Annotated in this window: 17 protein-coding genes and 1 pseudogene; 14 read left to right on the top strand and 4 right to left on the bottom strand. The window is 41.4% G+C overall.

Annotated elements, in window-relative coordinates; all coding sequences use genetic code 11:
• Nucleotides 1-4 precede the first annotated feature (4 nt).
• A complete protein-coding gene (locus ACQ4KW_RS00835) occupies nucleotides 5-1465 on the bottom strand; it encodes an alkaline phosphatase (RefSeq protein WP_430884662.1) in 1461 nt (486 codons plus the stop codon).
• A gap of 456 nt (nucleotides 1466-1921) precedes the next feature.
• Between ACQ4KW_RS00835 and ACQ4KW_RS00840 the strand changes: the two genes are divergently transcribed.
• The 4 genes and pseudogenes from ACQ4KW_RS00840 to ACQ4KW_RS00855 form a co-directional block, all read left to right on the top strand.
• Nucleotides 1922-2266, top strand: a complete 345-nt coding sequence (locus tag ACQ4KW_RS00840; protein ID WP_430884663.1) for a tautomerase family protein — start codon at nucleotides 1922-1924, stop codon at nucleotides 2264-2266.
• A gap of 7 nt (nucleotides 2267-2273) precedes the next feature.
• Complete coding sequence (locus ACQ4KW_RS00845) at nucleotides 2274-2750, top strand: GNAT family N-acetyltransferase (protein WP_430884664.1); 477 nt, start codon at nucleotides 2274-2276, stop codon at nucleotides 2748-2750.
• A gap of 197 nt (nucleotides 2751-2947) precedes the next feature.
• Complete coding sequence (locus ACQ4KW_RS00850) at nucleotides 2948-3244, top strand: DUF503 domain-containing protein (RefSeq protein WP_430884665.1); 297 nt, start codon at nucleotides 2948-2950, stop codon at nucleotides 3242-3244.
• A gap of 5 nt (nucleotides 3245-3249) precedes the next feature.
• Nucleotides 3250-3636: pseudogene (locus tag ACQ4KW_RS00855) on the top strand (secondary thiamine-phosphate synthase enzyme YjbQ); the annotation flags it as partial.
• A gap of 175 nt (nucleotides 3637-3811) precedes the next feature.
• Here ACQ4KW_RS00855 and ACQ4KW_RS00860 read toward each other — a convergent pair.
• Nucleotides 3812-4669 (bottom strand): MgtC/SapB family protein, encoded by an 858-nt coding sequence (locus ACQ4KW_RS00860; RefSeq protein WP_430884666.1) that lies wholly within the window; start codon nucleotides 4667-4669, stop codon nucleotides 3812-3814.
• Nucleotides 4670-4858: 189 nt separating this feature from the next.
• Between ACQ4KW_RS00860 and ACQ4KW_RS00865 the strand changes: the two genes are divergently transcribed.
• From ACQ4KW_RS00865 to ACQ4KW_RS00900, 8 genes are all read left to right on the top strand, one after another.
• Entirely contained in the window at nucleotides 4859-6283 is a 1425-nt protein-coding gene (locus ACQ4KW_RS00865; RefSeq protein WP_430884667.1) for a dihydrolipoyl dehydrogenase family protein, read from the top strand.
• A 183-nt stretch (nucleotides 6284-6466) separates the two neighbouring features.
• Nucleotides 6467-6979, top strand: coding sequence for an ECF transporter S component (locus ACQ4KW_RS00870; RefSeq protein WP_430884668.1), 513 nt, complete (start codon nucleotides 6467-6469; stop codon nucleotides 6977-6979).
• Nucleotides 6966-7679 carry an alpha-ribazole kinase gene (locus ACQ4KW_RS00875; RefSeq protein ID WP_430884669.1) on the top strand — a complete coding sequence of 238 codons (714 nt, stop codon included), beginning with the start codon at nucleotides 6966-6968 and terminating at the stop codon, nucleotides 7677-7679. The genes ACQ4KW_RS00870 and ACQ4KW_RS00875 overlap by 14 nt, the downstream gene beginning before the upstream one ends.
• A 216-nt stretch (nucleotides 7680-7895) precedes the next feature.
• Complete coding sequence (locus ACQ4KW_RS00880; protein WP_430884670.1) at nucleotides 7896-8243, top strand: hypothetical protein; 348 nt, start codon at nucleotides 7896-7898, stop codon at nucleotides 8241-8243.
• A gap of 334 nt (nucleotides 8244-8577) precedes the next feature.
• A complete protein-coding gene (locus ACQ4KW_RS00885; RefSeq protein ID WP_430884671.1) occupies nucleotides 8578-9822 on the top strand; it encodes an HD-GYP domain-containing protein in 1245 nt (414 codons plus the stop codon).
• Nucleotides 9823-9827: 5 nt separating this feature from the next.
• The gene (locus tag ACQ4KW_RS00890) at nucleotides 9828-9971 is read left to right on the top strand and encodes a hypothetical protein (protein WP_430884672.1); all 144 of its coding nucleotides are present in this window, start codon (nucleotides 9828-9830) and stop codon (nucleotides 9969-9971) included.
• A gap of 296 nt (nucleotides 9972-10267) precedes the next feature.
• The gene (tyrS, locus tag ACQ4KW_RS00895; protein WP_430884673.1) at nucleotides 10268-11497 is read left to right on the top strand and encodes a tyrosine--tRNA ligase; all 1230 of its coding nucleotides are present in this window, start codon (nucleotides 10268-10270) and stop codon (nucleotides 11495-11497) included.
• 483 nt (nucleotides 11498-11980) lie between these two features.
• Entirely contained in the window at nucleotides 11981-12283 is a 303-nt protein-coding gene (locus ACQ4KW_RS00900; protein WP_430884674.1) for a hypothetical protein, read from the top strand.
• A gap of 101 nt (nucleotides 12284-12384) precedes the next feature.
• Here ACQ4KW_RS00900 and ACQ4KW_RS00905 read toward each other — a convergent pair whose 3' ends face one another.
• Complete coding sequence (locus ACQ4KW_RS00905) at nucleotides 12385-18156, bottom strand: S8 family serine peptidase (RefSeq protein WP_430884675.1); 5772 nt, start codon at nucleotides 18154-18156, stop codon at nucleotides 12385-12387.
• Nucleotides 18157-18516: 360 nt separating this feature from the next.
• On the opposite strand from ACQ4KW_RS00905, the gene ACQ4KW_RS00910 reads away from it, so the two are divergent.
• Nucleotides 18517-19545, top strand: a complete 1029-nt coding sequence (locus ACQ4KW_RS00910; protein ID WP_430884676.1) for a hypothetical protein — start codon at nucleotides 18517-18519, stop codon at nucleotides 19543-19545.
• 246 nt (nucleotides 19546-19791) lie between these two features.
• The gene (locus ACQ4KW_RS00915) at nucleotides 19792-20463 is read left to right on the top strand and encodes a DUF3159 domain-containing protein (protein WP_430884677.1); all 672 of its coding nucleotides are present in this window, start codon (nucleotides 19792-19794) and stop codon (nucleotides 20461-20463) included.
• Nucleotides 20464-20548: 85 nt separating this feature from the next.
• Here the strand turns inward: ACQ4KW_RS00915 and ACQ4KW_RS00920 are convergent, their stop codons facing one another.
• Nucleotides 20549-21070 (bottom strand): peroxiredoxin, encoded by a 522-nt coding sequence (locus ACQ4KW_RS00920; protein WP_430884678.1) that lies wholly within the window; start codon nucleotides 21068-21070, stop codon nucleotides 20549-20551.
• Between the last annotated feature and the right edge of the window lie 26 nt (nucleotides 21071-21096).

Consider the following 21096-nt stretch of genomic DNA (forward strand, 5'->3'; position numbering starts at 1 on the left):
CAATTTACTGGTCCAGTTCCACGTTGATTTGATCAGCCATGATTTCTGCAATATCTGTGTTGTCTAGATAGCCCATGAAATCTTCTGCGCCCACACCGATGGCAGTGAAAGGAATAATCGTGCCAGAGTGAGCGTATGTTGTCCATTCAATTCCAGCTCTTTCGGATAATATATGTGCAACGACTGCAACGTAAGGGTGAGCTGTGTTATAGCCGTATTCCTCAGTGGAACCTTCAAGGCCATTATCTACCATGTCAAGGGCTTCGTTTATACGGCTCATTTCAGCCTCTGTCATTTTAGTCAAACCATATTCCTTTACCAGACGAGATAGAAATGCTGCTCTGTCATCGCCTGCATTATAAGAGTATGCCAATTTATCTTCAATAGAAGCTTGTGTTGCATCAATTTCTTCAAGATTCATAAAGTATTGCAGACCAAAACCAAGGCCTAGCCCCCCTGTCTCGTGGTCGCCAGCAACCATAATCAGAGTTTCGTTTGGATGGTCCATATAGAAATCATAGGCTTTAGCGATGGCCGCATCAAAAGCAAGTGTGTCATAGATTGAACCAGCCACATCATTAGCATGGCCAGCATGGTCAATACGACCGCCTTCAACGACCATGAGGAATGAGTCGTTTGTGGATAGTGCATCAATGCCTTTTTCAGTGATTTGTGCCAAGGAAGGTGTTGCATTGTCCTGCATTCTATCAATTTCATATGGAAGATGAGAGTAAGTAAAGGCGGCAAATACTTTCTCACCCGCCTTTGGTTCATAGTTCATAAATTCATCTGTATCTTCTTCAGAAACGAAGACTTGGTAGCCCTGGTTGCTAAACTGTTCGATCACATTAGTGTCATCTTTTCTCTTGGACTTACCGATGTCATTCTTTTGAGGGATGAAGTGACGGTAGCCCCCACCCGCCATAAAGTCGACACCGCTGTCAAGGAAGTCCACAGCAATTTCATTTTCGTTGTTTCTGTTTTCGTTGTGTGAGGCGAATGCCGCTGGTGTTGCATGAGTGAGACGGGTTGTAGAGATAATACCTGTCGCCATGCCTTTTTCTTCTGCCAGTTCCACAAGTGTTTTAACAGGTGTTCCATCTGGGAGCTGTGCAATAACGCCATTGTTTGTTTTATGGCCAGTGGCAAGGGCTGTGCCTGCCGCTGCTGAGTCTGTGATTAGAGTGTCTGCTGAATAAGTCGTGTTCATTCCCATAACAGGGAATTCATTCATTGTCAGGGTTGCAGTTGGATCATTTGTTTGGTGTTGCAAGTAGAACTCAGCAACTTGTCTTTGCGCAGAGCCAAGGCCGTCCCCGATAAAATAAAAAACATACTTTGGCAGAGTGCTGTTTATTTGAGTTGTCGCTGTTTGACTTGCATATGTCACCATACCTGATAATGACATACAGGCTGCCAGGCCAAGAGCCAAAGCACGTCCCATCATTTTCTTTGAAAATACCATTGAAAAGCCTCCTAAATAAATATATCTTCTATTGAAATCACTAAAATCAGTGTAGTCATCTATTGTTAAGGCCAGAAAGAAACCTTGTAAAATATATGTTATGTGGTGTTAAAAATAGAAAAACAAACCAATTTCGTAGACTATGCACTATACATAGAAAATAGACGCTTGCAAAATTATAGACGTGTATTCGTCTGTATACGCTTAAAAGTGCTTGCCCTAAAAAGGGCGGAAAGAAATAATAAAAGCTAAGAGATTCTCCCTATATGATTGCAGTTTTCCCGGAAATTTAGTATATAATGATAGGGGAGAGATTTAGGGCATATCAGTGACAAAGTCGTTAAGTTACCATCGACATGTTTTAGGGCCGTGAATCCTCTATATGAAGTTTTTGCATTGGCATGAGCTTGCGGGTTGCAAGACGCCATGATGCTAAAAAAGAGAAGGAGTACATTTATGCCACAGTTGATTATACATGCAGAAAATGACGGGCGAGCCAGAGTTAAGGCGGAAATGGTCAAAGCCCTTCGTACATATATGATAGAAGCTCTTGAGTTGAAACAGGAACAAGGACAGGTATTTCTGTATGAAGCCTTGCCCATCCACCGAGCGACAGCTAATGAGAGAAAATCTATCGTATTTATTGAAGTGAAAATGATTGAAGGGCGTTCAGACGAGAGAAAACAAGCTTTTGCGAAAGGGGTCACGGATATTGTGTCCCATGCTCTTGAGCTTGAAAAGAGCCAAGTTCTATGTCTATTTGATGAGTATTCGAGCAAGGCATATATAGGCGGAAAGTGAGAGAACAATGATTGATTTTCAAAGGATTGATGATAACATCAAGCCTCGCGTAAAGGACTTTATCCGTGAAAATTGGGGATCAGAACTAATGATAAGCCGTGGTCGCATACATGTTGTTGCCGATCTGGATGGATTTGTGATCACTGAAAATGAAGAGATAATTGGCCTGATTACATTTAGCATCACCTCGGGGGAATGTGAAATTGTTTCCCTGAATAGTATCAATAAGGGTCAGGGCATTGGGTCTATGCTCCTTAATTTGGTAAGCGAAGTGGCCACCCGAGAAAAATGCAGAAGGATTTGGCTCTATACGACCAATGACAATACGGATGCCCTGCAGTTTTATCAAAAAAGAGGTTTTGATATTTGCGGTTTTTACAGAAATTCTGTGGACATGGCAAGACAGATCAAGCCTGAAATTCCAAAGTTGGGTCAACATGGAATTGAAATCAAACATGAGTTTGAACTGGAAAGAGTTTTGTAAATCAAATTTATCTTTATCATAAATACAAGTGTCAATAAAACGCCAGTCCCCTTTGAGTGACTGGCGTTTTATCATGTAAGGCTAAAATTTTCCCCTAAGACCAATTGGGAAAAGACAGCGCAAGAATTCAAATAGGAATCTTTCCTATACGTGTCGAATCCCCTATATAAGGGTATAATTAAAGTGAGGCGATGGTTATGTTTGTTGGTATAGGCTATGTGAAAATCAGAATTTATGAAGCGTATTCTTTAAAGGATCGCAGACAGGTTGTTCGAAGTGTGACCCAAAAAATCGAGAAAAAACATAATCTATCAGTGGCCACCATAGATGATGGAAGTCTGTGGAATCTTGTTGAAATCGGTTTTGCAGGTGTTTCATCAAATAAAGCCATACTAGAGTCCATGTATAAACAAGTTGGCCATATTTTAGATGAAGACTATCGCTTTGAAGTGGTGGATTTTATTGTCGATATTCAAAAAGAGATATTGAGGTGATGCATATGGTATTTGAATTCAACATTAGAACATTTGAGACAGAAGAGTTTATTGAGATCACACCATATGTGTACAGAGCCGTTGAGGCAAGTGGTGTGGACAGTGGTATGTGTCATGTTTTTATCCCCCACACAACAGCTGGGGTAACTATCAATGAAAATGCAGATCCCGATGTGGTGGATGACATTCTTGGAGAGCTTGAGCTCATTGTTCCAAGAGATGACAATTATGCCCATGCAGAAGGCAATTCAGCGGCACATATAAAAAGCAGTATGATGGGCGTATCCTTACCCCTAATAATTTATGAGGGGGGGCTTTTGTTAGGGCGATGGCAAGGCGTGTATTTAGCTGAGTTCGATGGTCCACGAACCAGGACAGTTTATGTAAAAATAATGCCTGATCCAGAAAATATACAAAAGCTTCATATGGATGAAGTCAATGACACGTCGCAAGAAGCTGATTTTTCAGGTGAGCAAGAAGACAAGGACATAGAAAAGGTTACAGAATAAAGTGAAATAGATAGAATGCCCTGTCCTCCAATTAAGATTGGTGGACAGGGCATTTTTTTTAGATTATATCAGTAATATACTTGTACTCCACTGAGACAATACCATCAAGGGTCTCCAAATCTCTTTGAAGGTCTATGCCCCGAACCCCTTTAGGCAGGCGGGTGTGTAGGTGAAGACAAAGTTCTGTTTCATCGATCTCGTGGTCTTCAAAGTGGGCATCGTCATCACGTTCCATCATTAAGTTTGTGATTCGAACCCCTTTTTTTCCAAGCGCCTGGCCAATGGCACCGATTTGACCAGCCTTGTCTTTTGAAATAATAAAAAATTCAACTTGAATTCGTTTGAGGTTTTGACGCTGCTCCATATTGCTGAGTTGGTGAAGGGTGAAGTAAACCAGCATAAAAGCAAGCGTGGCCTCTATATATAGGCCTGCACCAATGGCAAGACCCAGGCTGGCAACGACCCAGAGTCCAGCGGCGGTTGTTAATCCCTTAATATTGGTTCCGTTGCGCATGATTGTACCTGCACCAAGAAAACCCACACCTGTCACAACCTGTGCTCCGAGTCGAGCGGGATCAAAATTCGCAAGGTGGTTGTACTTGAAGAAAATATCAAAGGAAATAATCATGATGAGGGCGGACCCGACACAAACCAGAGCATTGGTTCGAATGCCTGCTGGTCTATTCTTGTTGCCTCTCTCAAGGCCTATAAAACTCCCAACAATACAAGCCAGTGTGAGCTTTAAAGCATTTTCAAGATGCGTTTCCAGTGCCTTTGAAAGGTTTATTTTAAAGGGCAGTGCCTCACCTGAAAAAATAATGATTGCAAGAATGAATGCCATAAATCCCAGCATTATGAATGCAGGATCGTATAGTGCTGATGCTTGGGTAGATCTTTTTAGTTTAAACGTCTTCATCGCCCTCCTTAAGCCAGTGTATTGCTATAGAAATTAACATAATGCATGCATATTGTCAATTGAGCACGCGGCTCTAGCTTATATGAAATCTTTACCCCTATCAATAAAATAAATCTCATGAACATGTGGAATAACTTTATTCCCATAGGGTATACACATGACAAACTACCCTAAAAGGAGGGCACGGTAATGAAATTTGATTATGACATACTTATTATAGGCGGCGGTAGTGCCGGCATAACATCGGCTATGACAGCGATTGGCTTTGGAAAACGTGTGGCGATTATTGAGAAAAATAAACTTGGTGGAGATTGCACGTGGTCTGGTTGTATACCAAGCAAGGCTCTTGTGAAAAGAGCAAAGCTTGCCAACGAAATGTACAAGGCAACTGATCTAGGATTTGGTATGTGCCAACTGCCAGAAAATATAGGCATTATGGATAATGTCCGTGACGTTATTCATGGCGTCTATGCCCACGAGACGCCAGAGGTCATGAAGGCGAAGGGCATTGATGTCATTGAAGGTCAAGCAAAATTTATGGATAGGAATACAGTGGATGTTGGCGGAAAGCCTGTTACTGCAGATAAGTTTATTATTTGTACAGGATCGATTCCTTTTGTTCCACCTATCCCTGGCCTTGATAAAGTTGCTTACAGGACCAATGAAAATCTCTTTGAGATGCCTGAGCTTCCTGGAAGCATGGTCGTTATTGGGGGTGGTCCAATAGGCATGGAAATGGCCCAGGCTATGCAGCGCCTTGGCGTAAAGGTGACGGTTATCTTAAGGCGTGAGATCATTCTTGAAAGAGACAATCATGAACTCGGAAAACTACTCATGAAGCGCCTTCATAAAGAGGGCATTCGTTTTAGAGCCAACACGGAAATTTTAAGGGTAGATCCAGGGAAAATAACAATCAAGCACTATGATGAAAGTGAAGAAGTGGTGGATTTTGATGAAATTCTTATTGCCACAGGTCGCAAGACCAACTTGAACAGCTTGGGACTTGAAAAAATTGGTGTTGCCTACACAGACCGGGGCCTTGTTGTGGATGAACACTTGGAAACAACGCAAAAAGGCATTTATGGTGCTGGTGATTCCGTTGGACCTTACAGACTCAGCCATATAGCTGAAAACCACGCTATTATCTCTGTTGTAAATGCAAGTCTACCCGTTAAGCGCAAGGTCAACTATGATAATGTGCCTTGGGTGACTTTCACAGACCCTGAGATGGCCCATATGGGGATGAGCGAAGCGGAAGCTAGGGACTTGCTTGGTTCAGATTTAAGAATATACAAGCAGGACTATTCAGAACTAGATAGGGCAATAACAGAGAGAGAAACCCTGGGGCGTGCCATTGTATACTGTGATAAAAAAGGCATGGTCTACGGGGCAGATATTCTTGGGAATAGGGCTGGAGAGCTCATCCATGAGCTTCTCATGTTTAAGTTTTACGGAATTAGTTTAAATAAGGCAGCAGACATGATTTATGCCTATCCTACTTATTCTGAAATCATCAGAAAGCTTGGGAAAAAGGCTTACATCAGTGACCTTGAAAGGAACCCACTGGTGAAGGTCGCCAGCATGTTTATGGGCCGTGGGCGTAAAAAGACATAGATCAAGAGGCTTTCTTTCCAATAAAGTGTTATAATATTTATCAGCAGATTAAGAAACTTGCATGGTTTAGCCTGCAAGTTTCTTTCTATAATAAGGTGGGGCTTGTTATTTTGTGATTTCAAGTCGATCACTTAAATATTTAATGAAATAAGTGTTAACAAGTTCAGAGGAGGAGTAATAAAAGTGGCTGATAACAATAAACTCAACAGGTTGATTCTGTTGGCTCTCATGATCGCCCTTTCCTTTGTAGGTGCCAATATAAAGCTACCGGGCCCATTTAGTACAATTGCGCTTGATTCCTTTCCAGCGTACTTCGCTGGGATACTCATGGGTGGTTTTTACGGTGGTTTTGTTGGTCTTATGGGTCATTTAATGACGTCGGCATTATCGGGTTTCCCATTTGGATTGCCTATTCATGGCGCCATAGCATTGCTGATGTTTTTATCGGTGTATTTGTTTGCCCTAGCATCGAAGAAAGTTCATAGTATCCTGGGTATAATAGTGGCAATCGCTATGAATGGACTTGTCATGCCTGTGGCTCTTGTGACAGTGCCCGGCTTTGAATGGGAAATGGCTGTGGTGTTTATACCGGCTCTCGTAGTTGCAAGTGCTGTAAATGTCATTCTGGCAGTTGTTATAAATGGAGCCGTTTCAAAAACAGAATTGGCACGTGGATTTAAAGATGATGACCTATAGAGATGTGATACTTACACAACTTCAAAATGACCAAATTCTAGTTACGGGTTGTGACTCCTGTGGTGGAATTGGATTAAAGCGAGATGATACCCTTGAGGCGCCACCTGAAGTCGTAGGGGCGATTACTGCAAGGGTGGCCCTGCTTGAGGTTCTCAGCTTGGGGGCATCGGTGGTGAGTGTGGCTGTGCCCATAGCCAATGAACCTGATGCAACTGGAAGACGTCTTTTAAAAGGCGTTAAATCATGTCTTGATGAATTTGGACTTCGTGTGCCTGTTCTAACAAGCATGGAAAAGAATATGCCCACCTCGATGACAGCCCTAGGTGTGGTTGTCAACGGTCTAGCGAAAACCATAAAAAGAAGTCCCTTTCACAGGGGGGATGCAGTGTATGTTATAGGACGCCCCTCAGTCGGGCCTGAGGTTATAGATCATAGTGACAAACTTTTAAAGGCATCGACTATAAAGCGTCTTTTAGAAATGAACGCTGTTCGAGAGATTCTCCCAGTGGGTTCAAAAGGTGTGATGGGGGAACTGAATGATATGTTTGTGAGTCGAGATGAAAGTTACCAGCTTATAGAAGGGGTGGAACTGGATATGGAGAAATCCTGCGGACCATCTTCTGTGGCCATTGTCGTTGTGAAAAAAGACCTTCTCTTAGATTTTGATATTCCCACTGTTCTCATCGGTCATGTTGTATAGGCGATAAGGGACAGGAAGTATAGAGGGATGGATTAAAAAGACCACAAAATGGGTAGAATATTATAAAGAATATAAATTTAATTGTAAATTTTTTCGGAATTATGTTACAAAAACCTTAAAAAATCGCTGTTTCTACCGATAAATGATGTATAATTATAAAAATCGAATATTGTCGAATAAAGGAGCAGCGTATCCAAATGTAAAGGTGGGATGACCATGACTGCGAATTTGAAAGACAAAAGAGTGGACGGCCGTCTGGCAAATCAATCTGAGCTAAGTGAAATGTTTTACGTCAACGAGCGTTATGCAGATTTTGCACCACCTGCAGAAATTGATTTAACCGATGTTTTTGATCGAGTGGTTCGAATTAGAACTTTTACGTCCATGAAGGTTGGCGAGTTTATCGGAGTGGATATTAGAGTGAGTCGAGTGATTTACAGTGTTGTTGGCCGTGTGGAAACAGTTAAAGCAGATGAAACAGGCTACTGGATAACACTCTTTGTAGACTACGTGCCAAATGGTATGTTATTAGAACTTGAGGATGTTATTACATCTGCTATATAGTGGGTAAGATTAAATAATATTTTGAAGCGTATTTGTTAAAATCATAGTAACATAGTATAACCATAGCAAAAAAACTCCCACAAAAGGGAGTTTTTTAGTTGGGCGAGGGAATTTTGGAAACAAGTTTGTTGTTTTTCCAAATCCACCTACAGAAAATGATAGAATACAAATAGATAAGGCCTTTTGAAATATATGGGCATTTTTTGACGAATATACAATTTTCATGAAGAATCCGGGATTAATTTAAAGAAAAAGGGTAATAAATAAAGGACATCCAGTCCAAATGGAGAATTCATCTATTGTCTGGATTTTTTAGCGGGGTAGGTGATCAAAGTTGAAATACGTTGAAATCGGAAAAGTTGAACCAGGTATGATCCTAGCAGAAGCCATATTTAATGAAGATGGGACTGTTGAATTGTTGGGTGCTGGTGCAGAGCTAAGCGAGCGTCATATTAAGCTGTTAAAGCGCCTGGGGATTCTTGCAGTCAAAATATCAGATTTTGAACCGCCGTACTCGGGCACAAATCGAACTGCAAAACCAACTTCAGCATCCCTTGATGCAGATACGGTTGAAAGAGCTGCTAAGGAAGCAGGTCGTCGATATGATGTTGAAAAGTTTAAGTCAGAACTTGAGGAGCTAGAAGAAGAAAACTATGCTCCCGTGGTGACCAATGTCGTTAATGCCAATATGGTCATTAACGTTCTTACAGGTGATGGTAACACGCCAATTGACGTTAAACATGAAGAAATGATTGAAGAAACGAAAGAGATGTTCCATCATCTCAAGGAATCAAATGATATAGATTTATCTTCTGTGAAGGAAAACATTGAAGAAGCCCTTCCGGATATGATTCGCAACAACGATGTGCTTATGCGTTTAAACCAGTTGAAGGAATCAGATGATTATACATTTGAGCACAGTTTACGTGTGTCAATTTTAGCCAGCATGATTGGAAAGTGGCTTGGATACAGCAAACAACAGCTTGTTGAACTTGGACAAGCGGCCTTATTATTTGATATTGGGAAAATGAAAATTCCAGATTTTATATTGAATAAGGAAAAGCCTATTACAGATGATGAGTTTGAAGTGATTAAAAGGCATGCCCAGTTTGGCTACAGTGTGTTGATGAAAACGCAGGGCGTAACAAATAATATTAAGTATAGTGCATTACAGCATCACGAAAGACTGGATGGGAGCGGGTATCCCCTAAGATTAAAATCTGGTCAAATACATGAGTTTGCTAAAATTATCATGGTTTGCGACATATTTGACGCTATGACCACGGACAAACCATATAGAAAAAAAGTATCACCATTTAAAGCTGCAGAATATATTTCTTGGCAGTCGGGAACAACGCTTGATTCAAAAGTTTGCTATGTATTTTTGAGCAATTTGGCGGAGTTTTTCGTGGGCAAGAAAGTAAGACTCAGCACGGGTGAAGAAGGCACAGTTATTTACGTGGATGTGAATTTTCCGACGCGACCAGTCGTTCAAGTTGGTGAAAAATTCGTTGATTTAGTCAAAGAACATTCTATTCAAGTTGATGAACTGATTGAAAGACTGGATATAGGTCAGTAGGTCAAATGAAACATGGACTTGACACGTTCACGGTCTTGCTTTATGATATACACAAAATTAAGTCTATCCAAAAATTTGGATTAGATCGACAGGCTGTGATGGGAAAAGTAGAGGCGACACAGGAATATAGAGAGTATGCTGGTTGGTGAAAAGCATGCCCTGATGTGGTATTGAATTACACCCCTGAGCCATGGTCAGAAATGACCACGTATCGTCTGCGATAAAGGCGTTTGAGGTCGTTATGCAATGGTTTAAACATAACGATGAAATAAGGTGGTAACGTGAGAGTTTATCTCACCCTTATAGGGTGGGGTAAGCTTTTTTTGTATTCTAAAATCAGCTGTAAGCCCTTAAAAATTTATTTTAGAGGGATTGGCTGGACAAATAAGGTTTAAACAATGAGCAGTATGGATGAGTATGAACGAGTAAAAAGGAGGTCATGGGAATGACAAATGTATTTGATATCCTTCAGGAAAGAGGATTTATTGAGCAAATTACACATGAAGAGGAAGTGAAAGAACTTCTTGCTAAAGAGAGTGTGACATTTTATATAGGGTTTGACCCAACTGCAGACAGCTTGCACCTGGGGCACTTTGTTCAGGTTATGGTTATGAAGCACATGCAAAATGCGGGTCATAAGCCAATCGCACTCATCGGTGAAGGCACTGCAAAGGTTGGGGATCCAACAGGCAAGACAGATATGCGGAAAATGCTTACAAACAACACGCTGACAGACAATGGCAATGCCATTCGAAAGCAACTGGAAAAATACCTGGTTCTTGATGGTGAAAAAGGCTATGTGGCAAATAATGCTGATTGGCTTGACAACCTAAATTACATCGAGTTCCTAAGAGAAATTGGCTCAAAATTCTCGGTGAATAGAATGCTTCAAGCAGAGTGTTTTAAACAGCGTATGGAAAGCGGACTGACTTTCCTTGAGTTTAACTACATGATCATGCAGGGCTACGATTTCCTAGAGCTAAACAGACGTTACAACTGCAAGATGCAACTTGGTGGTAATGATCAGTGGTCAAATATTATTGCTGGTGTTGAGCTGACACGCAAAATGGAACAAGAGCAGGTGTTTGGCTTAACATTTAAGCTGTTAACGACGTCTGAAGGCGTTAAAATGGGCAAGACAGTAGCTGGTGCTCTTTGGATTGATCCAGAAAAAACAACGCCATTTGAAATGTTCCAGTACCTGCGTAATGTTGAAGATGCAGATGTTGAAAACTGCCTGTCCCTACTGACATTCCTTCCAATGGATGAAGTGCGTAGACTGGGAGCTCTTGAAGGGGCTGAAATTAACAAGGCCAAAGAAACACTGGCCTTTGAATTCGTTAAAATTGTTCATGGTGAAGAAGAGGCGAAAAAGGCCCTTGAAGCTGCAAAAGCCCTGTTTGCAGGTGGCGCAGATATGTCAAATGTACCAACCACAGAACTTGAAAAATCAGAGTTTGAAGGTGAAGGCATGGGCATTCTTGACCTAATGAATAAGTGTGGTCTTGCACCATCAAGAAGTGAAGCGCGTCGTAACGTTCAACAAGGCGGGGTATCCATCAACGGTGAAAAGATCACAAGCATTGATAGAAAAATCACTGTGGAAGATTTCGGAGATGAAGGCGTTCTTATCAAAAAGGGTAAGAAGAAGTTCCATAGAGTTTTATTTGCTTAAAGTTTGCTTATACATCCTTATGGCAAATCATTTAAGAAAAGGCTGAATAGAAAGATTGATCCCACAAGCTGTATTTGACACGGTTTGTGGGATTTTTATGCACCTATATGGAAATATGTAAAAAAGAAGGAATTCATACGGAAAATGTAGAATTGTATAGATAAGAGGATTTTCTATAGCCGTAAGACTCGACAAAGTGCCTGCAGTATAAAGGGTTTAACAAAAACAAAACCTAGGGTTAACATAGAATATAGAGTCGTAAAATAGCGAATCATTTATAATGAAGACAGCACAATGTACAGTTTAATCTGAATGTTTATTAATAAATTTGATTAAAAGTTAAAGTTTCAGAATATTCAAACCGATAATATGTATAAGAAGAGCAACTTGTTCACGGAGGTGAGTCAAAAGCGATTAAACTGGAGGTAAATACAGTGAAACGGCCAAGCGGCGGTTGAGCTGCAGGCCGAAAGGGGTGTCGCTATGGGAATGCAAGTTTATCAAGAAGGTTCTTATAAAGTATATAGAGCAGGACACAACTATATCGTTCACAATGCTGGCTATGACTTTAAAGAAAAACACTCACACGTTCATAATTTTCAAATCGCCAAGAAGCTCATTCATTGTGTCACACATCGCATTATACCAAGATCTTTTAACTTTTACCTTTTAACATCGCTCACACGTATTTCAGACGATGAGAATTATATCGCCAAGGTGGAGTCCCTTATTGAAGTGAGAAAACAAAAAGGAAAGAAACAGCAGTACTGCAACCGTTCTGCTTGATGTATATAAGACCCTATAAATTATATAAAAAAATCCCGCGAACACGTTCGCGGGATTTTTGGGTTTTAAAAGCCATTCTAATAGATTAGAATCAATCGGCCTTAGTTTAACCCAGTAACCTGTACCAGGTCATAAATCACTTGTGAAACCTCGGCTCTTGTCGCAGTGGCATCTGGATCAAAAGAGCCATCTGCTCGACCGGAGAAGAGGCCAAAACGTACGGCCGTATTCACTGCATTGAGCACATCTTCTTCCATTTCAGAAGCGTCAATAAAAGTGATTGGATCGTACTTTGGCTCAATTGTCTTTGTTTCAAGGTACTTTCCAAGAATTTCAGCCATTTCTTCACGGGTGATATTGGCTTCAGGATCAAATTCTGCTTCAGGTGCAATAAGTCCATTTAATTTGCTTGCGAAAATGTATGTGTCATACCACATATCCCCTTCATAGGATGTCTCAAAATCAAGGGCTTTCACAACAAGTGTCAGGAACTCAGCATGGGTGATGGTACCATCTGGATTAAAGGATCCGTCTGCATAGCCTGAAACGATGTCTTTTGAAGCAATTTTTTCAATGACAGATTTTGCCCAGTGTGCATCGGTATCTGTAAACTGAATTTCACGTTCCATAACACAGTACTGGCTAAAGTGACTGAGAGTGGCACGAAGGGTCCTAGAAGCTGCGTCATAGTTCCCACCAACATACTCCCACTGGCCCGTTGATTCGTTGTTGTAGAAGAGGCCGAGCTTGTCTGTGTCCACTGAATCTGTATCAATATCTAGTGGTATTTCAACATCCACTGGCTTTTTGAGCTGGTGGACATCCTCACTATTTTCATCAAGGCTTAGTTTAATGTCAATAATATCTCCAATTGGCTTTAAACTTTCTGTTCGAGCCTGTTTTTTCTGAATCTTAACGGCATCACTGCCCTTGACAGACGCGATGCTGAGTTCAGCGGAATCAGAGCTTGCACCATTCAGATTTTCTGAATCAATATGAAGCTTGGCGATGCCTGCATCGATTTCAAGAACAGCCTTGTTGGTATGTGCCGCTTGAATGGCTTTCTTATCAAGGTTGAGCTTAACCTCATTTTTTTCTGAAGGAGCAGGGGCTTTGATAACCACGCGGCCTTCCTTTGAAAGATTTTCTTTTTTGAATGTGTCTGCTGATATGTTTGTAGCGTCATCCTTGCTTGTGCTTGCGGAGCTTGCTGTATTGTTTTTCTTTGATGATCCGCCACCAGAAGACCCACTCGATTTTTTCTTTTTATCCTTCTTGTCATCGTCATCATCGCGATGGTTGTTGCTTGATGTTTTGAATATGTGCTGAGGTATTTCTATACGCTCGCTTACAACATGGCCACCATAATCAACAAGTTTAATGTAGAGAGATTCTTGGTTCTTTTCAATTGGTACATATGTGTTTTTCAGTTCGACCTTTAGTGGTTTTAAGAGGTCGCTATATTCAGCAAAGGATTCAGATTCATTCACTATGAGTTCCTTACCAGCTTTTAGTTTCAGCACTGGGAATGTATCACTCACATAGCCATTGAGTCTGACATAGTATTTGCCATTGATGCGCTTAAACTGAATTTTATTTGAGTCGATCGATAGAACTGGTTCAATCAGGTCTGCAAAGAAGGCTTGCTTGAATTCAACAAGGTTGCCAGCTTTATCGCTTGCAAGAACTGTGAACTCGTTTTTGCCATCTTCTACAGGCACTTGTCCTTCAAAGTCCCAGTTGCCCGTTTTGGTGTTAAATGTGCTTTCAACAGTCACGCCATCAAGCTTTAGGCCTGTTAAGGCAGATTCATCACTGACATGACCTGAAAATGCAACAGAATAGACGGTTTTTCCATCCACAGTTTCCTTTTCAATTGCTGGAGAATCCTCTGTGAACTCACTCCAGAATTCTGGAGAATCAATTGTAACAGTTGGTGGAACAATATCGTCAAGAACGGCAGTGCTAGGTTCTGTGTAAGTGTCGTCACTTGCTACAATCAGGGTATAGGCCTTCAAATAGTCCGTGCCTTCTTTGAAGCCATCAAGGACACTTGCTTTTGCTACAAGTGGGCTAGATGCAATATCAATCGTGATTGACGATCCCGATGTGGATTGGATTGAAGCCACTTCCGGATGTGCTGTAATGGCAGAAATTAGATTGTCATCTGTTGAAATTTTCACGGACTTATAGCCGTTATTTTCCACATAGGCCTTAATCTCTGCTAGGTATTTCTCTGAAACTGCATCCTGTGAGTTCAGTTTGTTTTTCATCTGATCCGAGATTGGATAAACTGCAACGAGCGGTGTTTTTCCTGCCGCCACATCAAATGACTCATCAATAGTGAGTGTCACTTTGTCATCAACATTCAGAGTTTTCTTAAATGTTAATGCAGAAGCATCATAGTCATCCATATAATAGAGGTCTTCATCAAATGCCTTTGTCACGACAATGGCACCATCAGAAGCGCTTGCGTAAGCGCCTTTAAATTCTGGTTCAAAGGTCTTTCCGGCCACTGTTGAAATGTCCTTGTGGACAGTGTAATTTTCAAAGAGTACATCTTTTAGTATTTTGTCCCCGCCATCATCTGTGACTGGAAGGCCGTCTTTAAAAGCGAATGAGAAGGCTGCTCCAATTTCAAGGGCTCCATTTGCCGATAAAACAAAAGGCACAAGTGTGTATGAGCCATCGGAATTTGGACTTGTGTTCTCTGGAACATTTTTCAGGCTAAGGGTGCTATCAGGTGAGCTGACAATGACCTTAAAGCTTCCGCCAAGTTCCATGAGACCGTATTTGCGAATGCCTTTGTATTTTCCTTCTTCCACAGTGATTCGTGAAGTTATTTTAGAAGGATCTTTTTCATCTCGAACGAAAATTTCGTTGGCTTTGGCCTGAATTGTTACAGATTCCAATTTGCCACCATCACCAAGTGATTGTTCAAGACCAGTAATTTCTGCACTGCAATTGTCTACGAAGACAGGGTAGTCATAGTGCTGCCAGTCTGCGTCTTCACCAACGATTTTGGCAGAAATACGGTAGGTGTATTGTCCATTTGGTGCTGGTTCACCGTTAATCAGACCATCCCAGAAGCCTTCGCCTAAAGATGATGTTTTGCCACCAGCGCCTGCGTCGTAATAATTTTTTCGCTTTCCATCCTTGTTATGGGCAATGGTTTCAACCAGTTTTCCATTTTCATCAAGAATGGTGTATTTAATCTGCTCTGCATTTCGAAGCAAAGACAAGTTGCCATAAATACCGCTTGAGCCCACTTTTTTACCTGACGCGTTTGTCACATGGCCTATAACCATATCAGATAAGTTTAGGCTGTATCCATTTGAAAACTCAGTGTAGCCTAAATAGTCGTCGGTTTGATCATAGAACAAACCAGCTTCATAAAGGCCAGGGTTTGTGTCATCAGGATACATTGTTTTATCAATAATCGGAAGCTGATCCCACTGACCATAGAAACCAAGGTATGGCATGGTTAAATCTGCATGGGTGTCGTTGGTATCAATAAAACGAATGAAGCCTTCAATAAAAGTTCCATTTTCAAAGGCATCTAAAATTGGTTCGTGAGAATCGGCGGCAAGTGCCTGGTCCTCGTCAAGATCGACAAAGAAAGAAACTTTGAGTGTGCCATCTGCTGGAACCGTGATGGTGTTTGAAGTCTTGTCATAACCATCAGAAGTTACATCGAATGTTAATCTTTCATAGCTTGTGGTTTCACTTGCGTCAGAAGCCTTTAGAACTGGCATGGCATCTGCCCAAATTTTATTGTCAAAGAGTGCTGCAGTGTTGATTTGTTGTTCGATTTCGTATGTGACAGGTGAATCATTGTGGTTTTTGAAGATAAGGTCAAATGCCACTTCACCCTTTGACTCAGAAATTTCACCTAGGTTAACTTCGCCCAGACCGGATTTTTTTTCAGAGACAGTTACAGGTGTTTCAAGAGCTCCGTAAAGGTCAAGGATACCTGCGCCTTGTTGTCTTGGTGAATTGTAGCACTTGTAATCGTCTGTGTAGAAATCATCAAACTTCTTGTGGGCCACGCCTTCAGAAATCTTAGGGTTGGCTGTGTTCATCATGAGAAGTTTGACCATTTCCTGTGACTTTTGACCAGATAGGGAGAAATCGTCACGAACACGTTGCATGATAGATGCCGATGCCCCAGCGATATGAGGGGAAGCCATGGATGTACCACTCATCATACCGTATGTGTTGTTGTTAAAAGTTGAGAGAATATCTCCCCCTGGAGCAGTGATTTCTGGTTTGATGTCTAGGGTGATTGGTGTTCCCCAAGATGAGAAATCAGACATTTCTCCAGCTGTGACATTGTCAATGACCACAGATTCACCTGTGAAAGTGACAGAGCCACCGTCTTTTTTAATCTTAAGACCATCTGAACGGCCCATGAAAACGGCAGGGATCTCACATGTTTCCACGCCTCCCATTTTCATAAGGGATTCTCCACCAGCCTCATGGTTGAAAATGATGGCTGCAATGGCCCCGTTTTTCATGGCATTGTCGATTTTTTCTTTAAATGTTCGGCCACCACGCTCGATAAGAGCTATCTTGTCAATGACATTGATGTTTTGGAATTCATCCGCACCACCTTGGCCACAGAAGACGGCCTGGATAGCTTGGTTTTCAAAAACATCAGCCGGGTCTTCCTCTGTGCCAACGCTAATGAAAATTTTATGGGCCTTGTCCGTTTTGTCTGTGAATGTAAGGGTTTGTGCAGAAAGCTTCTTATTTTCAAGGGAAGCCACTGTTATGCTCTCAGGTGTGACAGATGGTGAACCTGTGACCCCGATATCAGCTGCATATATTGGTAATTGTCCTTCATCAAGGGCACCATTGCCACTAAAGGAGGAGTTTCCAGCTGAGATTGCACAAACGATGCCTGCGTCAAGAGCACGCTGCACTGCCATTTGTTCAAGATCGTTGCTGTTTGGTGTTCCTGCTGTTGCACCTAAGGACATATTGATAACATCTGCCCCCATGGCAATGGATTCGTCAATGGCTTCAATAATAATGTCGCCGTATGTTGAACCATAGTTTGGATTATTGCTGAAGACTTTCATAGCCAAGACTTGAGCTTCTGGAGCGATACCGTTAATGCCGTCCTCATCTCCATTGGCCGCCACTGTTCCGGCAACGTGCATACCGTGCATGGAAGCGCCTTCGCTAATGTCTATAACTTCATTTGTCTTATCAAAGTAGTTGTAGCCGTAAGGCACTTTTTCTGTAAAGTACTTGCCGTTGAGGCCACTGTTTATAATTTTACTTGTGACATCAGTTTTATCGAGTTTAATATGTTCAGGATAATCGATCTTCATATCTTTATGTGTGTAATCGACACCTGAATCAATAACGGCAACGACTGTACCGCGTCCATCATACTTTCCATCTCTGTAAGCCAGTGCTTCATCAAGATTGACGTACTCACCGCTGTAATCCATCTCAGGACGCTTGTATTCATTGACTCGGTATACGGCTTTGACACCTTCTGTATTTTTAACCGCATCAATATCTCTTTCGTCCACGGTCATTGAGAACCCATTGAGGATGTTTGTATATGATTCATGGACATCAAGGTCAATCCCCGTGTCCTTTAAATCTTCCATAACATCTTCTTGTGTTTTCACAATGGCCTTTCTGCTTTCTGCATCAAGATCAGAAACAGATGTGCGCATGGTCTTCGCTAGATTAAGACCATACTCACCTTCAACTTCGACAATGACCCTGACGGGTGCGCTGTCGAGTCGAGAACTCTTTTGGTCGGTTACCTTTAGCGAGCCTGCAAAGCTTGTTGTGAAACTGCTAAGAACAAGCATGAGGACTAAAAGTAAACTCAGTCTTTTTTTGTACAAAAATATTCCCCCTTAAGAAATAGAAAGTTATACCCAGTTACAAATGGGTTTTTACAACAATTTAATTATAAAATGAAATAATTGCAATAATTCAGTCAATTATGTCATTTCAAGGTCGAAATATGTCGAAATAAAGAAAATGTATTAGAATTTGATAAAACACATTCGAAAACCGATGTAATTAGGGTGGTTTTTGATCAATATAGGGGACAGCTCGTAAAGGATTCTCATGCTTTTCGTTGACGCATGAAAGTGTGGTAAGCTATCATAGAAGTGAATGTATTTCCTACACTTATAAAGTGTCTCGCTCCTATGAGTGGATATTACATGTGTAGGATGAAAGAGACTGGAGGCTTCTTAATGAGAACGTGGTTTGCTGTTGAAAATTCCTTGGTGGATAGAAATGATCTGACAGCCTATGAGAAATTATGTGGCATGGTCTTAGCCAGATATGCTGGACGACCGGAGTTTGATCATTTACTGACCACAGACATCATTGCAGTTAAGATGGGGGTCTCTTCTGAAATGGCCTTAAATGCTCTTCGAGGGCTTGTGGCAAAAGGGCTTATAGATGTTGATAGCACTTCCGAACTTTTTGTTGAGGGAAGTGATCATCACATAAAAGACATTGAAGTTGGAACGTATATAGATGAAAAAGACAGGGGCATTATAAAATCTGACAGTCAAAAAGCCCAGGTGGAATCTGTGGTTTTTGAAAACTTAGATCATCTTGAAAATCAAAAGGATTCAGACCTGACCAGCGAGGATATTGAAGAAGATGGTTTTGACAATTTGGACAGGTTGCTTGCTGTTTCAAAAGAGGCTGAAAATAGGTCTGGTGATGATGAAGGACAAATGGAAGACAAGCCTAAAAAAGCACCCTATAACAGGGGGCTACTGAATTATCAAAATGCAAAGAGTTTAAAGGGACAGGATGTCCTTGAATATGATGTGAATCAAGTTTCTGAAAAAACGGATGATGTGGATACAGAAGTCCTTACAAAATCCATCCATGAACAGTCAGACTCTGTAAGACAGTGGATTGAAAAGAGCGAACCGGCGGTTGTGGCTTTTAGAGAAAACCAGCAGGCTCAGGTTCCTGATAGAGAAAGTCTGGTCTCTTCAGTTATGGATATGATTGAAGAACCCATCAACGACAGGCAAGCACGAATTATTCTTGGTCTTGCCCAGTATGATCTTGAAAAGGTCAGGAAATGTTATCATGTGGCCCAGAACACGCAGGTTGCAGATAAAATTGATATGTTGATTCATGAGCTTCAGAAAAAAGAAACACCAGAAGCACCAAAACGTGTCCCTAAGACGAGCCAAGTGGATCATATAAAACTCAATCAAATGAAGAAATATCAAGCCATGAAAAAAAATCAGTAAGTGTGGACAAAACCCTGGGGTTCTGAGGTTTTTATGGGCACAATATAGTTTGTAGTAAGACCAAATTAAAGAATACAAGGGTCCTTTGACCAGGAAGCGGTAAATTGTTTTACAGCGTCCTAGTCAAAGGACCCTTTCTTTATGGTAGGCCTTCATTTTGATTTGTTTTTGTAAAAGGTCAAAGCATGAACTGAGACAGGAGGGGTAATGATAAGATACCGCTAACACTTATAAATGGAGGCCAATATGATAGAAAAAATAAAAGAAATTGGGGATGAGTTTAAAACAATCTCAATGACAGGCACAGGGGATGCTGTCGTATTGCCTATTGCCTTCCTGTTTATAAACAACAGATGGGGAGCTCAGACAGCTGGACCCTCAACACTTGTGTTTTCCATATTCCTTATCTTGCTTAGAAAAAAGCAGGGAAAACCGCTTAAATATATTGCTCTCGGTTGCTTGGGAAGTGTAACTGCCGCTGTATTCACTTTGATAAGTCAGAGGTCTGAAAATTACTTTCTCCCCGATTTAATGGGCAACGCTTTCATACTCTGCATAGCCCTGGGTAGCCTTATGTATAAAAAACCCTTAGCCGCTTGGGCAAGTCACTTGACCAGGGGGTGGGACATAGAATGGTACTGGAGAAAAGATGTTTTACCGGCATATTACGAAGTGACCATTGGTTGGAGTGTTTTTTTCGCTGTTCGTGCACTCATTCAAATATGGTTTTTCCTTTATGGAAGTTTGCAAAGCTTAACAATATACAGCGTCCTAATGGGGGTGCCTGCAACCGTATTTGTCTTAACACCAACCTATATTTATGGAATTTGGAGACTAAAAGAGTTAAAAGGTCCCAGTGTGGATGAATATCTTGAGAAGGCTTCGCCTCCGTGGGTGGGTCAGAGAAAGGGCTTTTAAAATATTTACACATAAAAACACTCAGCCAGGGGTCGGGGACGGCTGAGTGTTTTAGGGATGTATTAAAGAGAGAGTTCAGTACTTTTTAGAGGAGATCTTCGCCTTCGGTCCAGTCTACAGGGCATAATCCGCCAGTTTGCAGAGCCTTTAGAACACGAAGTGTTTCATCTACGCTACGTCCGACGTTTAGGTCGTGAACTGTAGAGTATTTAACATCACCTTCAGGGTCAATAATAAATAGACCACGAAGGGCGATACCTGCCTCATCTATTAGCACCCCATAATCTTGGGATACTTGCTTAGTCATATCTGATGCAAGCGGGAATGTCAGCTGGCCTAGATCACCATTGATCCAAGCTTTGTGAGAGTGTTCGCTGTCAACGCTTACACCGAGTACATCGGCACCCAGAGCCTTGAATTCTTCATAACGCTTTGAGTATCCAGTGATTTCAGTTGGGCAAACGAATGTAAAATCTAGTGGGTAAAAGAACATCACTAGCCATTTGCCTTTATAATCAGCTAGGCTGACACGACCGAAGTCTTTGCCATCGCCTGTCGCAGTTGCCATATTAAAGTCTGGAGCCTTACGGCCTACAATTCTTTCCATTATGATATTGCCTCCTTTAATTTCTG

It is taken from the genome of Tianxiuia mixotrophica (genome assembly GCF_050596425.1).
Taxonomy (GTDB): Bacteria; Bacillota; Clostridia; order Peptostreptococcales; family Acidaminobacteraceae.